Below are 14733 nucleotides of genomic sequence, written 5' to 3' on the forward strand. Positions count from 1 at the left end.
AGGTACCTGATTCTGGTCCCCGCGCGGACCGCCCTGATCAGGGTCCGCGGCGCGCAGTTCGGCGTCGGTGGTCGCCTGGGCGAAGCGCGGGGTGCGCAGTCCGGCCTCCGCCACGGCGGCCCGCATGACGCTCTTGTCCCGGACCCGGTCGACGGTCGCCACGGACAGGCCGGGCAGGTCCAGTGCCGCGGCGATGCGCGCGGTCGCCGTCACATAGATGTCGGAGCCCGGCAGCACCGCCTCGAACGGCTCGGCCCGGTGCAGTTCGAGCACGGCCGCTTCGAGGGCGGTCTGGTCGTTGGTCTCCACCGTCAGCACCGAGTCGGCCGCCGCGCGCACAGCGTCGGAGAGCCGGCGGTCGCCGCAGTCGGCGGTGGCGACGACGACCCGCAGTCCCATCTCGGCCGCGACGCCGATCAGGGTGGCGCCTCCGGAGGAGGCGGGTTCGACCACGAGGACGCGGACAGGACGGAGTGCATCTGTGTGCGGCAAAGCGAAATCCCCCGGGGCAGAGCTGTATGGACCGGACTCGCGATCGCGGTCCTGGTCGTGATCTTTCTATCCGGGCGCCTTGGTCCCGGTCAATGGATCACCGCAAAATTGTCGGCGAGAGTGAATCTGAGCCGCATATTTTCCGGAACCGGAGCCCTGTCGGCGCCTGTTCGACTAGGGGAGGGAGGCGGCGCCGACTCCGCCGCCTTCCGGTACAGGTAGCAGGATCGCGCCGCGGCGTACTGGCGCCCATGGTCCGCGCGGGACCAGCTCCTGATCCGGGGTGCGACGGTGCCGGCCCTGGCGAAAGCCGCGTCAGGACCTGCTCGGCGTCGGCCTGCAGCGTGGGCAGGATGACGGTCCCGCCGCGCGGCAACCGCACGTCCAGCTCCCGCTACGGGTGGCCGGAGCGGCGGACGTCCCTCACGTGGAGCAGGCGTTCCCGGGCGATACCGCGGTGGCGTGGGCCGGTCGGAAGCCAACACAGGGACCATCGGCCTTCCTCGGTGGACCGGTAGCCACTGATCGGCACGCTCCCGCCGCAGCAGGATCAGTCACCTATCGACTCGCCTGCTGAAGCGGCCGGAATCAGGAGTGCTGCCATGCCCTCGACTTCAGGAGAACCCGGATCCCCGGATGGGACAGGTACGGATCGCCGTCCCCGTGCAAGATCCTCGCTGGGCTTGCCGGCAGCCACCGCCCTGGTCATCGGCAGCATCATCGGAACCGGGGTTTTCGCGCTTCCGTCCGCACTCGCGCCGTACGGGCCGATCTCCCTCGTGGCGTTCGTGGCGGTCACGTTCGGCGCTCTGGCGCTGGCGGTGACTTTCGGAGCACTGTCCAGGCGCACCTCGTCCAGTGGCGGACCTTACGTCTACGCCCGGGAAGCGTTCGGGGAGTTCGCCGGATTCCTCAACGCCTGGTCGTACTGGATCACCGCGTGGGCCGGAAACGCGGCGATCGTGGTGGCATGGGTCGGGTACGTCGAAGTGTTCGTCAACACCGGCCACCGGGTGAGCGGTTCGGTGCTGATCGCCCTGGTGGGACTGTGGATCCCCGCAGCCATCAACCTCACCGGCGTGCGGAACACGGGCGCCTTCCAGGTGATCACGACGCTGGTGAAGTTCGTGCCGCTGATCTTCATGGGCACCGTAGGGCTGTTGTTCGTCGACCCGGACAACTTCGGTCCCTTCAATGCCAGCGGGCAGTCCACGCTGGGGGCGATCTCGGCGGCCGCGGCCATAGCCCTCTTCAGCTACCTCGGGCTGGAGGCAGCCTCGGTGGTCGCCGGGCGGGTACGGGAGCCCGGGCGCAACGTGCCCCGCGCCACCGTCTACGGAACGCTGGCCTGCGCGGTCATCTACATCCTGGGCACGCTCGCCGTCTTCGGTACTGTCTCGCACGGCGCGCTGGGCTCGTCCACCGCGCCGTTCACCGACGCCGCCAACAGCATCTTCGGCGGCACGTGGGCGGGTAACACCGTGGCCGCGGCTGCCATCGTCTCCGGCATCGGCGCACTCAACGGCTGGACGCTGCTCTGTGCGGAGATGCCGTACGCAGCCGCCCGTGACGGACTCTTCCCCGGTGCCTTCGCCAGGACGCGAGGCACCAGCGGAGTACCGGTCTTCGGCATCGTCGTCTCGACCGTGCTCGCCTCCCTGATCACGGTGTTCAGCTACACACGTTTCGACGACGTCTTCACCAAGATCGTCCTGCTGAGTGTGCTCACCGCGGCGATCCCGTACCTGTTCTCCGCCGCCGCACAGTTGTACTGGGTTCTGGTCCGTGGCCGGAACGGCCTCAGTCTCGGCCGACTGGTCCGGGACGTCACCGTGGCCGCACTCGCCATGGCCTTCTCCTACTGGTCGATCCAGGGCAGCGGCTACCAGACGGTCTACTACGGCCTGTTCGTGCTGTTGCTCGGCCTGCCGGTGTACGTCTGGCTCAAGCGGACTCGCCACGAGGATGAAGCGCCCGACGCACCCGCGCCGACGGCGTCCGACCGCTCGTCCGGCCCGGCCGCGACCATCCTTCCCGGCCCACGAGCACCGGAAAGCACGGCCGCTCACCTTCCCGGCCACCGGACGACGGTCGTTCGCTTCCGCAGAAGCGCCCGGCGCGACCAGCACTGACCACTCGCCACCCTCTCCCTGGAGCTCGCGACCATGACCGTCTTCCACGTCGACTCCGAGGTCGGCCGACTTCGCCAGGTCGTCCTGCACCGGCCCGGACTCGAACTCTCCCGCCTGACCCCTCGCAACGTCGACGCCCTGCTGTTCGACGACATCCTGTGGGCCAAGCGCGCCCGCGAAGAGCACGACGCCTTCGCCCAGGCACTGCGGGACCAGGGCGTACGCGTCCACTACTTCGCCGGCCTGCTCGCCGAGATCCTCGACATGGCCGAGGCCCGCACCTGGCTCCTGGACCGGATCATCACGCCGGGCGCAGTCGGTCCCGCTCTTGCGGAGGCGATACGGCATCTGTGTGCCGACCTCGACGGTGAGACACTCGCCGGCTACCTGATCGGCGGCCTGCTCAAGGACGACCTGCCGCTGGCCACTGCGAACAGCCTGTTCTGGAGCGCACTCGGTGAGGAGGACTTCGCCCTCACCCCGCTGCCCAACCATCTGTTCCCACGCGACAACTCCTGCTGGATCTACGACCGGCTCTCCGTCAACCCCATGGCGAAACGCGCTCGGCGCCGGGAAAGCCTGCACGCTGCGGCCGTCTACCGTTTCCACCCGTTGTTCGCCGAGTCCGCCACCCGCCCGATCCTGGACGAATCCTCGGCGCCCGGCGGGCCGGTCAGCCTGGAAGGCGGTGACGTCCACGTCCTCGGCAACGGCACGGTCATGGTCGGCATGGGTGAACGCACCACGCCCCAAGCCGTCGAGGCCCTCGCCACCCGCCTCTTCGCCGAGGGCACAGCCAGGCGCCTGCTCGCCGTCCAGCTCCCCGCCACACGGGCGTACATGCACCTGGACACTGTCCTGACCATGGTCGACCGGGACGCCTTCGCCGTCTATCCGGGTCTGGCCGACTCCCTGCGCTCCTGGTCCTTGTTGCCCAGTACGGACCGTGCCTGCGGCTTCGACGTCATTCCCGAGTCCGACCTCGCCACTGCCCTGGCCGAGGCCCTCGACCTGGACAAGGTCCGCATGCTGTCCGCGCCGCAGGACGTGCGCGCGGCCGAGCGCGAACAGTGGGACGACGGCAGCAACTTCCTCGCCGTGGCCCCCGGTGTCGTCGTCGGTTACGAACGCAACGTGACCACCAACACGTACCTGCGCAAGCAGGGCATCGAAGTGATCACCATCGCCGGCGCCGAACTCGGCCGCGGCCGGGGCGGCCCCCGCTGCATGAGCTGCCCCATCGAACGCGACCCGGTCGTCTGACCGCCACCCACGAGGAACGTCATGAGCATCGACCTACGAGGCCGCTCCTACCTGAGCGAGCTCGACTTCACCGCACCGGAGATCAGTCGTCTCCTGGACCTCGCCGCCGACCTCAAGGCGGCCCGGCGCCTGGGCACCGAACGGCCGCGCCTGACCGGCCGGCACCTGGCCCTGATCTTCGAGAAGACCTCCACCCGTACCCGCTGCGCCTTCGAGGCCGCCGCCGCCGACCAGGGAGCCGCCACCACCTACCTCGGTCCCGGGGACACCCACCTCGGCGCGAAGGAGTCCGTCGCCGACACCGCCCGCGTCCTCGGCCGCATGTTCCACGGCATCGAGTACCGCGGCTCGGGCCAGTCCGTCGTCACCGACCTCGCCGAACACTCCGGCGTGCCGGTCTTCAACGGCCTGACCGACACCACCCACCCCACCCAAAGCCTCTGTGACGTCTTCACCATGCGGGAGCAGAGTTCGAAGCCATTGGCGGAGATCAGTTACTGCTACCTCGGTGACGCCCGCAACAACATGGGCAACTCGCTGCTGTCCATGGGCGCCCTGCTCGGTATGGACGTGAGGATCGCCGCGCCCAGAGCGCTGTGGCCCGAAGCCGGTCTCGTCACCGCGTGCCGTTCCCTTGCCGCCGTCAGCGGGGCACGCATCACCCTGACCGAGGACGTGGAGGAAGCCGTCCGACGCGCCGACTTCCTGCACACCGACGTGTGGGTGTCCATGGGTGAACCCACAGAAACCTGGCGGGAGCGCGTCGAACTCCTGCTGCCCTACCGCGTCGACGACAAGACGATGGCGGCGACGGGCAACCCGGACACCAAGTTCATGCACTGCATGCCGTCCCTGCACGACCGCAGCACCCGGCTGGGCAGGCAACTGTTCGACACCTATGGCCTGGACGGACTCGAAGTCACCGACGACGTCTTCTCCTCGCCCGCCTCCCTCGTCTTCGACCAGGCGGAGAACCGGCTGCACACCATCAAGGCCGTACTCGTCGCCACCCTGGAGGACTGAACCATGCGCATCGTCGTCGCCCTCGGCGGCAACGCACTGCTGCACCGGGGTGAAGCCCCCGACGCCGCGGTGCAGCAGGCCAACATCGACAGGGCGGTCACCGCCCTTGCCGCGCTCGCCCACGACAACGAACTCGTCATCACGCACGGCAACGGCCCCCAGATCGGCCTGCTGGCCGTCGAAAGCGCCGCCGATCCCGCCTTGACCACTCCCTACCCGCTGGACGTCCTGGGCGCTCAGACGCAAGGCATGATCGGATCCCTGCTCGCCCGGGCCCTGCGAGGTGCCCTCCCCGGACGGCAGGTCGCCGCCCTCGTCACCCACACCGTGGTCCGTGCGGGCGACCCGGCCTTCGAGCGGCCCACCAAGTTCGTCGGCCAGGTCTACTCACGTGAGGTGGCGCACGTCCTCGCCCGCAAGCGCGGCTGGCACATCGCCAAGGACACCACGGGATGGCGCCGCGTCGTCCCGTCCCCGGCGCCCGAGGCCATCGTGGAGACGGAGACCGTCCGTGCCCTGCTGAGCAGCGGAACGCTGGTCGTCTGCGCCGGCGGCGGAGGAGTTCCCGTCACGGCCGATCGCGACACCGGGGAGCTGACCGGGGTCGAGGCCGTCGTCGACAAGGACCTCACCGCCGCCCTCCTGGCCGAGGAACTCAAAGCGGATCTTCTGCTCATCCTCACCGACGTCCCGAACGTGTACGTCGACTTCGGCACGCCTCGCCAGCAACCCGTGCTCGACGTGACCCCCGCACAGCTTCGGGGCAGGACCTTCCCCGAGGGTTCGATGAAGCCCAAGGCCGAGGCCGCTGCCCGGTTCGTGGAGCGGACCGGTGGCCTGGCCGCGATCGGAGCCCTCGATGCCGCATACGCCATCGCCCACGGAACGTCGGGGACGCTCGTACGCCCCGAACTCGCTCTCGGATAACAGGCAGCAGACGGCGAACCGGAGAGCTGGTGCCAGGACGGTCGGCTTCCGGCCAAGGACCTGTGGCCCCTGCTGCCACGGCCGGACGGGACCAAGAATTGAAGCAGTCCAAGGAGGTTTCCATGACCCGCACCATCACCGTCGGACTGGACGGCTCGCCGGCTAGCCTGGCCGCCGCGGACTGGGCCGCGCGCGAGGCCCAGCTCAGGGCCCTGCCCCTGAGGCTCGTGACGGCGTGGGAGTGGCACGCCCCGGCCTTCGCACCGGCGACCGGACTCGGTGTGCCGGTGCCACCGAGTGACCTCCAGCGTGCATCGGCACAGCGTCTACTGGCCCAGGCGCGGGCCCGCGTCGGCGAAGCCCGTCCCGGGCTGCGAATCGACACGGACGAGATCCCCGGTCTGCCCGTCCCGGCTCTGCTCAAGGCCGCCGAGGACGCCGAGTTGCTGGCACTGGGCTCCCGCGGACTGAGCAAGGCGGCGGGATTCCTGCTCGGCTCCGTCTCCCATGCCGTCCTGGCCTCGTGCGGGCGGCCCGTCGTCATCGTCCGTGCCGCCGAGCACGGTGAGGAGGAGGCACCGCCACGGACCTCGGCACGCGACGTCTCCGCCGTCACCGGCCACCGTGACGTCGTCCTGGGCCTGGACCTGCACAAGCCCAACGACGCGGTGATCGACTTCGCGTTCGACGCGGCCGCACGGCGCGCCGCACGCCTACGGATCATTCACGGCTGGACGCTGCCGCCCTACTACTACGGCGGCGCGCTCATGCCCGACCTGAACGACGGCATGGTCAAGCAGGTACGGAGCGAACTGTCCGACGTCGTGCGACCGTGGCAGGACAGGTACCCCGCCGTGGAGGTCAGCGCGCAGGCCACGGTCGGTGGTGCGGGTCGCCACCTGGTCGACGCCTCCTACGACGCCGCTCTCGTGGTGGTGGGCAGGCAGAACCGTCGGGCGACGGTCGGCGCTCATATCGGTCCGGTGACCCAGGCGTTGCTGCATCATGCCGTCGCACCTGTGGCGGTGATCTCGCACGATTGACCGAGACAGGATTACCCAGGACGGCGAACGGCCCCCGGAAGGGGCTTCCCTGCCCGATCCTCAGCCCAGCTGCTCGTGGTTGGTGAGGCACCGCCGCGTACAGGTGGGTTGACCGTTCGTCCGGTGGTGGCCCGAGGCCCTGCTGTCGTCCGATGATCACCTCCTGACCACCGTCGACCATCTCGTGGCGAGGTTTCCGTAGCAGCTCATTCGCCGCGAAGGCGGCCACGGCGGGTCGATACCCGCAGGGCCGGAGACTCGGGGCGTCAGTCGGCGCCCTGTAGACCTGGACGGCACACCAGCCCGGTGCGGCGCACGAGCCCGCGTAAGCGGTCACTGCCGGAGACGAGACCAGCCTGGGGAAGGGCACCGCACAGAGCTCCACGACCAGATCGGGGTGCGGGTCGGAACTCGTGCAGCGGCGGGTCCAGCAGCCGGACAGTGACCGGCAAGACTGTCCATGGCCTCCAGGACGCCGACGAAGTCCTGCCGGCCGCTGAAGGGGCAGGAGGTCCGCCAGGTCCCGGTCGCGCTCGGCGTCAGTTCCTGCAAGGATCAGCAGCAGCGGGTCGTCCGGCTGCCCCAGCCGACGGCCGGCGGAGGTTTCCAGGGCCGACAGGTGTGCGGAGACCTCCACCCACAGGTCCGCGGGTTCGCTGCCCGTTCCAGGAAGGCGCGGCACGCCTCGGTGGTGAGGGTGAATCCTGGCGGTGCGGGGAGCCCGAGCCGGGTCATCCCCGCCAGGTTCGCTCCCTTGCCGCCGAGGAAATCGGCCATGTCACGGCCGCCCTCGGTGAAGTCGTACACGTAACGGACCATGACGCTGCGCTCCTCGAGCGTTGGGGCGTGATGATTCGAGCGTCGGACGGGGGCGGGCGCGACGCGAGGTGCCGGACGTCCCGCATGAGGGACCGGTCGGCACGGATTCGCGCCTGCCCTCCGGAGGGACCATCGGTGCCCTGCCGGGGCTGTACGGCCCGTGGACCACCAGCACGGCAGGCATGAGGCTCGAACTCATCGGAATTCAACGACCAGCGAGGGGACACGTCATGCCGCACGACATCGTGGTGGGGATCGACGGATCGACCGAAGGCCTCGCCGCCGCGCACTGGGCGGCCCAGGAGGCTCAGCGGCGAGGAATCGGACTCAGTGTGATCCACGTCTGGCACCGCCACCCCCACCCCGCGCCGTACGTCCCCATGGACAGCACCGAGCACGACTGGGCCGAGCAGCTCCTGCGCGAGGCCGTACGCAGCGTCCGTGCCGCCCACCCGGAGCTCCGGATCACCGACCGACTCGTGTGCGACGCTGCGGTGGCCGGCCTGCTCAAGGCCGCGGCCGACGCCGATCTGCTGGTCCTCGGTTCCCGTGCCCTCGGAGCCCTGGGCGGCTTCCTCACGGGCTCCGTGTCCCAGCGCGTCGTCGGCCGGTCCGCCCGCCCGGTCGTACTGGTCCGCGCGGGACGGTCCGCCGCCGACGAGCACCTGCCGGCCACGGACGGCGTCGCGCCGGAGGAGATACCGGAAACGCCCTACCGCCAGGTGGTCCTCGGGCTGCAGACGGACCGTCCTTGTGACGAACTGATCGAGTTCGCCTTCGACGCCGCCCGCCGGCGTGGCACCGGCCTGCGAGTGGTCCACGCTTTCCGGACCGCTTTGCGGCCCGCCCCCGTTCCGTCCGGGCCTCTGGCGTCCGCGGCCCCGGAGGGCCCGCCTTCCGTCCCGTGGCCGCAGGCTCAGGCGCCGGCGGACGAGGAGCGCACCGTGGCGGCGGTGCTGCGTCCCTGGCGGGAGAAGTACCCGACCGTCCCCGTGACCGAGACGGTCATCGAGGGACGCGCCGCGGTGGTCCTGGTGCGGGCCGCCCACGACGCGGGCCTTCTGGTGGTGGGCCGCCGCGGCATCGATCACCAGGTCGGTGTCCACACGGGGCCTGTCACGCACGCCGCCCTGCACCACGTCGGATGTCCCGTCGCCGTCGTCCCGCACGAGTGACACCGCGCACCAGCCGGCCGGTGTCCCTTCCACTCGTGGCGGCCCCGCCCTTCGGTGCGCGGCTGAGGAAGCCGGGGACCGAAGGTCCCGGCCGGCCAGGGTCGCACGGACCGCCCGGTGCCCTGTCCGGCACTCCTCGCCGCCGACCCGCACGACGAGCATCTTCCGTGACAAGACCGTACGACGAGAGGACCTGTGATGACCGCGACGGTGACAGCCGGCCCCCGGACCGCCGACGCCTGGCGGCAGTTCGCCGGGAGCGGGTGGCGTGAACGCATCGACGTGCGCGACTTCATCCAGGCCACCTACACGCCCTACGAGGGCGACGCATCCTTCCTGACCGGCCCCACGGACCGCACCCGCGCGGTCTGGGAGAAGATCAGCGCACTCTTCCCGGAGGAGCGGCGCAGGGGCGTCCTCGACGTGGACGCCGCCACCCCCTCCACCATCACCTCGCACGCGCCCGGCTTCATCGACCGCGACCGCGAGCTGATCGTCGGCCTGCAGACCGATGCCCCCCTCAAGCGCGCGATCATGCCCAACGGCGGCCTGCGCATGGTGGAGAACGGACTGAAGGCGTACGGCTACGAGCCCGACCCGTTCGTGACGAAGGTGTTCGACACCTACCGCAAGACCCACAACTCGGGTGTCTTCGACGCCTACACCCCCGCCATGCGCGCCGCCCGCAAGGTCGGCATCATCACCGGCCTGCCGGACGCCTACGGCCGTGGCCGGATCATCGGCGACTACCGGCGCGTCGCCCTGTACGGCACCGACCGGCTCGTCGAGGCCAAACGCGCCGAGCGAGCCCTGCTGGACGCCAGGCCGTCCACCGCCGACGTCATCCGCGACCGCGAGGAACTGGCCGAGCAGATCCGGGCGCTGGGCGAGCTGGCCGAGATGGCAGCCTCGTACGGCTGCGACGTCACCCGGCCCGCGGCCACCGCGCACGAGGCCGTCCAGTGGCTCTACCTCGGCTTCCTCGCCGCGGTGAAGGAGCAGAACGGCGCCGCGATGTCGCTGGGCCGCACCTCCACCTTCCTGGACGTCTACCTCCAGCGCGACCTCGACGAGGGACTCCTCGACGAGACCCGTGCCCAGGAGCTGATCGACGACTTCGTGATCAAGCTGCGGATCGTGCGGTTCCTGCGCACCCCCGAATACGACGCCCTGTTCTCCGGCGACCCGACGTGGGTGACGGAGTCCATCGGCGGCATCGGCGCAGACGGACGTCCGCTGGTCACCCGCACCTCGTTCCGGTTCCTGCAGACGCTGTACAACCTGGGCCCCGCCCCGGAACCGAACATGACGGTGCTGTGGTCACCGCGGCTGCCGGCCGGCTTCAAGGAGTTCTGCGCCCGGGTGTCCATCGAAACCAGCGCCCTCCAGTACGAGTCGGACGACCTGATGCGCCCGCGCACCGGCGACGACACCGCGATCGCCTGCTGCGTCTCCGCGATGGCGGTGGGCAAGCAGATGCAGTTCTTCGGCGCACGCGTCAACCTCGCCAAGGCCCTGCTCTACGCCGTCAACGGCGGCCGGGACGAGATGACCGGCGACCAGATCGCCCCTCAGATGCCGCCGCTGACCCGTGAGTACCTGGACTACGAGGAACTGGCTGCCGCCTACGACCGCGTGCTGGACTGGCTGGCCCAGACCTACGTCGACGCGCTCAACGTCATCCACTACATGCACGACAAGTACGCCTACGAGCGCATCGAGATGGCGCTCCACGACCACCCGGTCCACCGTTTCATGGCCTGCGGCATCGCGGGGCTCTCGGTCGCCGTGGACAGCCTCTCCGCCGTCAAGCACGCCCGGGTGAAGGTCACCCGCGACGCGACCGGGCTGGCCGTGGACTTCCACACCGAGGGTGACTTCCCGGCGTACGGCAACAACGACGACCGTGCCGACGCCCTCGCCGTCGAGCTGGTGGAGTCGTTCATGGCGAAGGTGCGCAGGCATCCCACCTACCGCGATGCCGAGCACACCCAGTCCGTGCTGACCATCACCTCCAACGTCGTCTACGGCAAGCACACCGGCAACACCCCCGACGGCCGACGCGCCGGACAGCCCTTCGCCCCCGGCGCCAACCCGATGAACGGCCGCGATCGGCACGGCGTGGCCGCCTCTGCCCTCTCGGTCGCCAAGCTGCCCTACGAAGCGGCCCGCGACGGCATCTCCCTGACCACCACGATCACCCCGGAGGGGCTGGGCCACGTTCCCGAGGAGCGGGCCGGCCACCTGGCCGGCATCCTCGACGCCTACATGTCCGCGGGCGGATTCCACATGAACGTCAATGTCCTCGACCGTGCCGTGCTGGAGGACGCCATGGAGCACCCGGAGAAGTACCCGGAGCTTACGATCAGGGTCTCCGGCTACGCCGTGAACTTCGTCCGCCTGACCCGCGAGCAGCAGCTCGACGTGATCAGCCGCACCTTCCACGGATCGCTGTGAACACCATGGCACCGCAATCGGCCACCGGCCGGATCCACTCCTGGGACCTGTCCACCGGCGTGGACGGTCCCGGAACCCGGTTCGTCCTCTTCACCAGCGGCTGCCCCCTGCGCTGCCTGTACTGCGCCAACCCCGACACCTGGCACATGCGCGACGGCCGGGAGGCCACCGTCGACGAGGTGATGGCGCAGATCGACAAGTACCAGGGCTTCCTCGCCACGGCCGGCGGGGGCGTGACCCTCACCGGCGGCGAGCCCCTGCTCCAGCCGGCCTTCACCGGAGCGGTCCTGCGCCGCTGCAAGGAAGCCGGCCTGCACACCGCCCTCGACACCTCGGGCTTCCTCGGCGCCCGCGCCACGGACGAGCTCCTGGCCGACACCGACCTGGTGCTGCTGGACATCAAGTTCTTCGACGTCACGACGTACCGGAAGCTGACCGGCGGCGCCCTCGCCCCCACCTTGAACTTCGCCACCCGTCTCGACCGGCTGGGTAAGCGCGTGTGGATCAGGTACGTCCTGGTGCCCGGCTGGACCGACGACGAGGACGCCGTCGACGGACTGGCCGGATTCCTCTCCGGCCTCGCCTGCGTGGAGCGGGTCGACATCCTGCCGTTCCACAAGCTCGGCTCCGCCAAGTACGACGCCTTGGGTATCCCCTTCCCCCTGCGCGACGCCCCGGTTCCCGACGAGGCGCTGGTGGACCGGGTACGGGGCCGGTTCCGCGAGCGCGGCCTCATGGCCCACTGACGCCGGCGAAATGAGGCCGACCGGCCCTGGACCTCGGCCATCCTGGGAAGAAGGCCGGCCAGCATCTGGGCCGGCGCGCGCAAGGTGCTCTTGTCCGTGCCCGGCAAGGACGTCGACGCCACGATCGTCATGGGCGTCACCGAAGGAACGTACGACCCGGAGCACCACCACGTGATCTCCGACGCCTCGTGCACCACCACCTGCGTGGCCCCCATGGTCAAGGTCCTCGACGACCACTTCGGCGTGGTCAAAGGACTGATGACCACGATCCACGGCTACACCAACGGCCAGGTGGTCCTGGACGGCCCCCACAAGGACCCGCGTTGGGGCCACTCGGTGGCGGTCAACATCATCCCCACCACGACCGGCGCCGCCCGCGCCGTCGTTCTGGTCCTGCCCGAGCTGGCGGGCGCGCTGGACGGCAGCGCCGTGCGCGTCCCGGTCGAGGACGGCTCGCTGACCGACCGGATCGTGGCCCTCGAGCGGGCGGTGAGCGCCGAGGAGATCAACGCCGTCTACCGCGGGGCCGCCGAGGGACCGCCGAAGGACGTCCTACCGGTGTCCGACGCCCCGATCGCCTCCCGCGACGTGGTCGGCGCCCCCCCTCGTGCGTCCTGGACGCCCCCCTCACCCAGACCCACGGTGGTCAAGGTCTTCGGCTGGTACGACAACGAGTGGTTATCGTCTCCCTGTTCGGGCCGCTACCGTGGGTAGGTGCACGGTACGGCTGCCAACAGGCGGTGAGGCGTTGGAGGAGCAGCGGTGGAGAACGCCGAGGAGGCCCGCGAGGCACGGGTACGGTTGCCCCAGTTGCGGCTGGACGAGCTGCTGGAGGAGCTGCAAGCCCGTCTGGACGCGGCGCGCGGCACCCGGGACCGGGTCCACAGCCTCCTGGAAGCCGTGCTGTCGGTCGGCCGCGAGCTCGACCTGGAGCAGGCACTGCGCAGCATCGTCGAGGCCGCGGCGGCCCTGGTCGACGCGGAGTACGCGGCGCTCGGGGTGATCGGTCCGGACGGCAAGCGGCTGTCCGCCTTCCACACAGTGGGCGTCGGCGCGAAGCAGATCGCGCGCATCGGCCCCTACCCGGAGGGCCACGGCATCCTGGGCGAGCTGATCCGCCACCCCGAGCCGCTGCGCCTGACCAAACTCTCCGACCACTCCGCTTCCTACGGGTTCCCGGCCCACCACCCGCCGATGAACACCTTCCTCGGCGTACCGATCCGGGTGCGCGACCACATCTTCGGCAACCTGTACCTGACGGAGAAGCGCGGCGGGCAGCAGTTCGACGAGGACAACGAGTCGGTGCTGGCGACGCTGGCCGTGGCGGCCGGCGTGGCCATCGACAACGCCCGCCTCTATGAGGATTCCCGGCTGCGCGAGCGCTGGCTCCAGGTGAACGCCGAGATCACCCACACGCTGATGTCCGGCGCGGATCAGGGCGGGGTGTTGCCGCTGATCGCAGAACGGGCCAGGGAGATCACGGCTTCCGCCCTGAGCGTGGTGGCCATGCCGGTGAGCGGAACCGGCACCCTCGCGGTGGAACTCGCCGTAGGCCAGGAGGCCGACGCATGGCGCGGGATCGTACTGCCCGTGGAGGGCACTCTCATCGGGCAGGCGTTCGTTCAGCGGGCTCCTGTCAGCAGCCCGGACGTGTCCCGTGACTCCAGGGTTTCAGCCGGTCCGCCGCGATTCGAGGAGCTCGGACCGGCCGTCGCCGTGCCGATCGGCTCGGGCGACGAGGCCCGCGGCGTGGTGCTGCTGGTCCGGCAGTCTGGCGGCCAGGAGTTCTCCGAGAAGGAGACCGAGCCGCTCCAGGTCTTCGCCGCGCAGGCCGCCGTCGCGATGGAGCTGGCGGAACGACGCGAGGACGCCGAACAGATCGCCCTTCTGGAGGACCGCGACCGGATCGCCCGTGATCTGCACGACCTGGCCATCCAACGGCTCTTCGCCACCGGCATGACCCTGCAGAGCGCCGGTCGCCGCGTCCAGGACTCGATGGCCTCCGAGCGGATCCTGCGGGCGGTGGACGACCTCGACGAGACCATCAAGATCATCAGGTCGACGATCTTCGGTCTGCGGTCCCGCGACGACGACGCGGCACCCGGTCTGCGCTCCCGCGCGGTGCGTGCGATCGGCGAAGCCGCTCCGCTCCTGGGCTTCGCTCCCAGCGTCCGCATGGAGGGCCTGCTCGACACGCACGTGCCCGGCCAGACCGCCGACCACGTCATGGCCGTCCTCACCGAGTCCCTTACCAACGTTGCCCGGCACGCTGCCGCGGACCGCACCGACGTCGTGCTGGAGACGGACGGCAAGCAGGTCCGCCTGACGGTCACGGACAACGGCGTCGGCGTCCCGGACGGAGGCCGCCGTAGCGGTCTGACCAACATGGCCGAGCGAGCGCAGAAGCTTGGCGGCGGCATGGAGCTGGAAAGCCCCGGCGGAAAGGGGACACGGCTGGTGTGGCACGCGCCGCTGGCTCAGTCCCAGGACACGGCAGAGAGCGGCCGGTTCCCCCGGTGACGCCGGCGTCGGCGGGCGGGCGGCGCCTTGACGGCTCCTTGAGGCCCCCCCCCCCAACGACGTCGGCCGCGCCCCCGGACCAGCGGGGCACCCTGCGGATACCCCCGCCGCCAGGCCCGTGCGCCGCGACCGCGGT

General features: G+C 70.3%; 10 protein-coding genes and 2 pseudogenes. 10 read left to right on the forward strand and 2 right to left on the reverse strand.

Annotated elements, in window-relative coordinates:
* Positions 1 to 453 (reverse strand): annotated as a pseudogene (locus ABZ281_RS13290) (hypothetical protein); the annotation flags it as partial.
* Between the two features lie 641 nt (positions 454 to 1094).
* On the opposite strand from ABZ281_RS13290, the gene ABZ281_RS13295 reads away from it, so the two are divergent.
* From ABZ281_RS13295 to ABZ281_RS13315, 5 genes are all read left to right on the forward strand, one after another.
* Entirely contained in the window at positions 1095 to 2624 is a 1530-nt protein-coding gene (locus ABZ281_RS13295) for an amino acid permease (protein WP_356655019.1), read from the forward strand.
* A gap of 33 nt (positions 2625 to 2657) precedes the next feature.
* Positions 2658 to 3887: an arginine deiminase gene (locus ABZ281_RS13300; protein WP_356655021.1), complete on the forward strand. Its 1230-nt coding sequence runs from the start codon at positions 2658 to 2660 to the stop codon at positions 3885 to 3887.
* Between the two features lie 21 nt (positions 3888 to 3908).
* Positions 3909 to 4910 carry an ornithine carbamoyltransferase gene (gene argF / locus ABZ281_RS13305; RefSeq protein ID WP_356655023.1) on the forward strand — a complete coding sequence of 334 codons (1002 nt, stop codon included), beginning with the start codon at positions 3909 to 3911 and terminating at the stop codon, positions 4908 to 4910.
* Between the two features lie 3 nt (positions 4911 to 4913).
* Complete coding sequence (locus tag ABZ281_RS13310; protein WP_356655025.1) at positions 4914 to 5837, forward strand: carbamate kinase; 924 nt, start codon at positions 4914 to 4916, stop codon at positions 5835 to 5837.
* A gap of 122 nt (positions 5838 to 5959) precedes the next feature.
* Positions 5960 to 6880, forward strand: a complete 921-nt coding sequence (locus ABZ281_RS13315) for a universal stress protein (RefSeq protein WP_356655027.1) — start codon at positions 5960 to 5962, stop codon at positions 6878 to 6880.
* Between the two features lie 556 nt (positions 6881 to 7436).
* Here the strand turns inward: ABZ281_RS13315 and ABZ281_RS13320 are convergent.
* Positions 7437 to 7699, reverse strand: a pseudogene (locus ABZ281_RS13320) (PEP/pyruvate-binding domain-containing protein); the annotation flags it as partial.
* 230 nt (positions 7700 to 7929) lie between these two features.
* Between ABZ281_RS13320 and ABZ281_RS13325 the strand changes: the two are divergent.
* The 5 genes from ABZ281_RS13325 (at position 7930) to ABZ281_RS13345 (ending at position 14597) form a co-directional block, all read left to right on the forward strand.
* A complete protein-coding gene (locus ABZ281_RS13325; RefSeq protein ID WP_356655029.1) occupies positions 7930 to 8874 on the forward strand; it encodes a universal stress protein in 945 nt (314 codons plus the stop codon).
* Positions 8875 to 9072: 198 nt separating this feature from the next.
* On the forward strand, positions 9073 to 11331 hold the full coding sequence (gene pflB / locus ABZ281_RS13330; RefSeq protein ID WP_356655031.1) for a formate C-acetyltransferase: 2259 nt from the start codon (positions 9073 to 9075) through the stop codon (positions 11329 to 11331).
* A 5-nt stretch (positions 11332 to 11336) separates the two neighbouring features.
* Positions 11337 to 12077, forward strand: a complete 741-nt coding sequence (gene pflA / locus ABZ281_RS13335; protein WP_356655033.1) for a pyruvate formate-lyase-activating protein — start codon at positions 11337 to 11339, stop codon at positions 12075 to 12077.
* A gap of 96 nt (positions 12078 to 12173) precedes the next feature.
* A complete protein-coding gene (locus ABZ281_RS13340; RefSeq protein ID WP_356655035.1) occupies positions 12174 to 12791 on the forward strand; it encodes a hypothetical protein in 618 nt (205 codons plus the stop codon).
* 48 nt (positions 12792 to 12839) lie between these two features.
* Positions 12840 to 14597: a GAF domain-containing protein gene (locus ABZ281_RS13345; RefSeq protein ID WP_356655037.1), complete on the forward strand. Its 1758-nt coding sequence runs from the start codon at positions 12840 to 12842 to the stop codon at positions 14595 to 14597.
* Positions 14598 to 14733: the final 136 nt, after the last annotated feature.

It is taken from the genome of Streptomyces sp. NPDC006265, from assembly GCF_040613555.1.
GTDB lineage: Bacteria > Actinomycetota > Actinomycetes > Streptomycetales > Streptomycetaceae > Streptomyces.

Bases quoted from the DNA above. Each gene is read 5' to 3' on its own strand.
- ABZ281_RS13295 (WP_356655019.1), top strand. From the start codon at position 1,095: ATGCCCTCGACTTCAGGAGAACCCGGATCCCCGGATGGGACAGGTACG.
- ABZ281_RS13300 (WP_356655021.1), top strand. From the start codon at position 2,658: ATGACCGTCTTCCACGTCGACTCCGAGGTCGGCCGACTTCGCCAGGTC.
- argF (WP_356655023.1), top strand. From the start codon at position 3,909: ATGAGCATCGACCTACGAGGCCGCTCCTACCTGAGCGAGCTCGACTTC.
- ABZ281_RS13310 (WP_356655025.1), top strand. From the start codon at position 4,914: ATGCGCATCGTCGTCGCCCTCGGCGGCAACGCACTGCTGCACCGGGGT.
- ABZ281_RS13315 (WP_356655027.1), top strand. From the start codon at position 5,960: ATGACCCGCACCATCACCGTCGGACTGGACGGCTCGCCGGCTAGCCTG.
- ABZ281_RS13325 (WP_356655029.1), top strand. From the start codon at position 7,930: ATGCCGCACGACATCGTGGTGGGGATCGACGGATCGACCGAAGGCCTC.
- pflB (WP_356655031.1), top strand. From the start codon at position 9,073: ATGACCGCGACGGTGACAGCCGGCCCCCGGACCGCCGACGCCTGGCGG.
- pflA (WP_356655033.1), top strand. From the start codon at position 11,337: ATGGCACCGCAATCGGCCACCGGCCGGATCCACTCCTGGGACCTGTCC.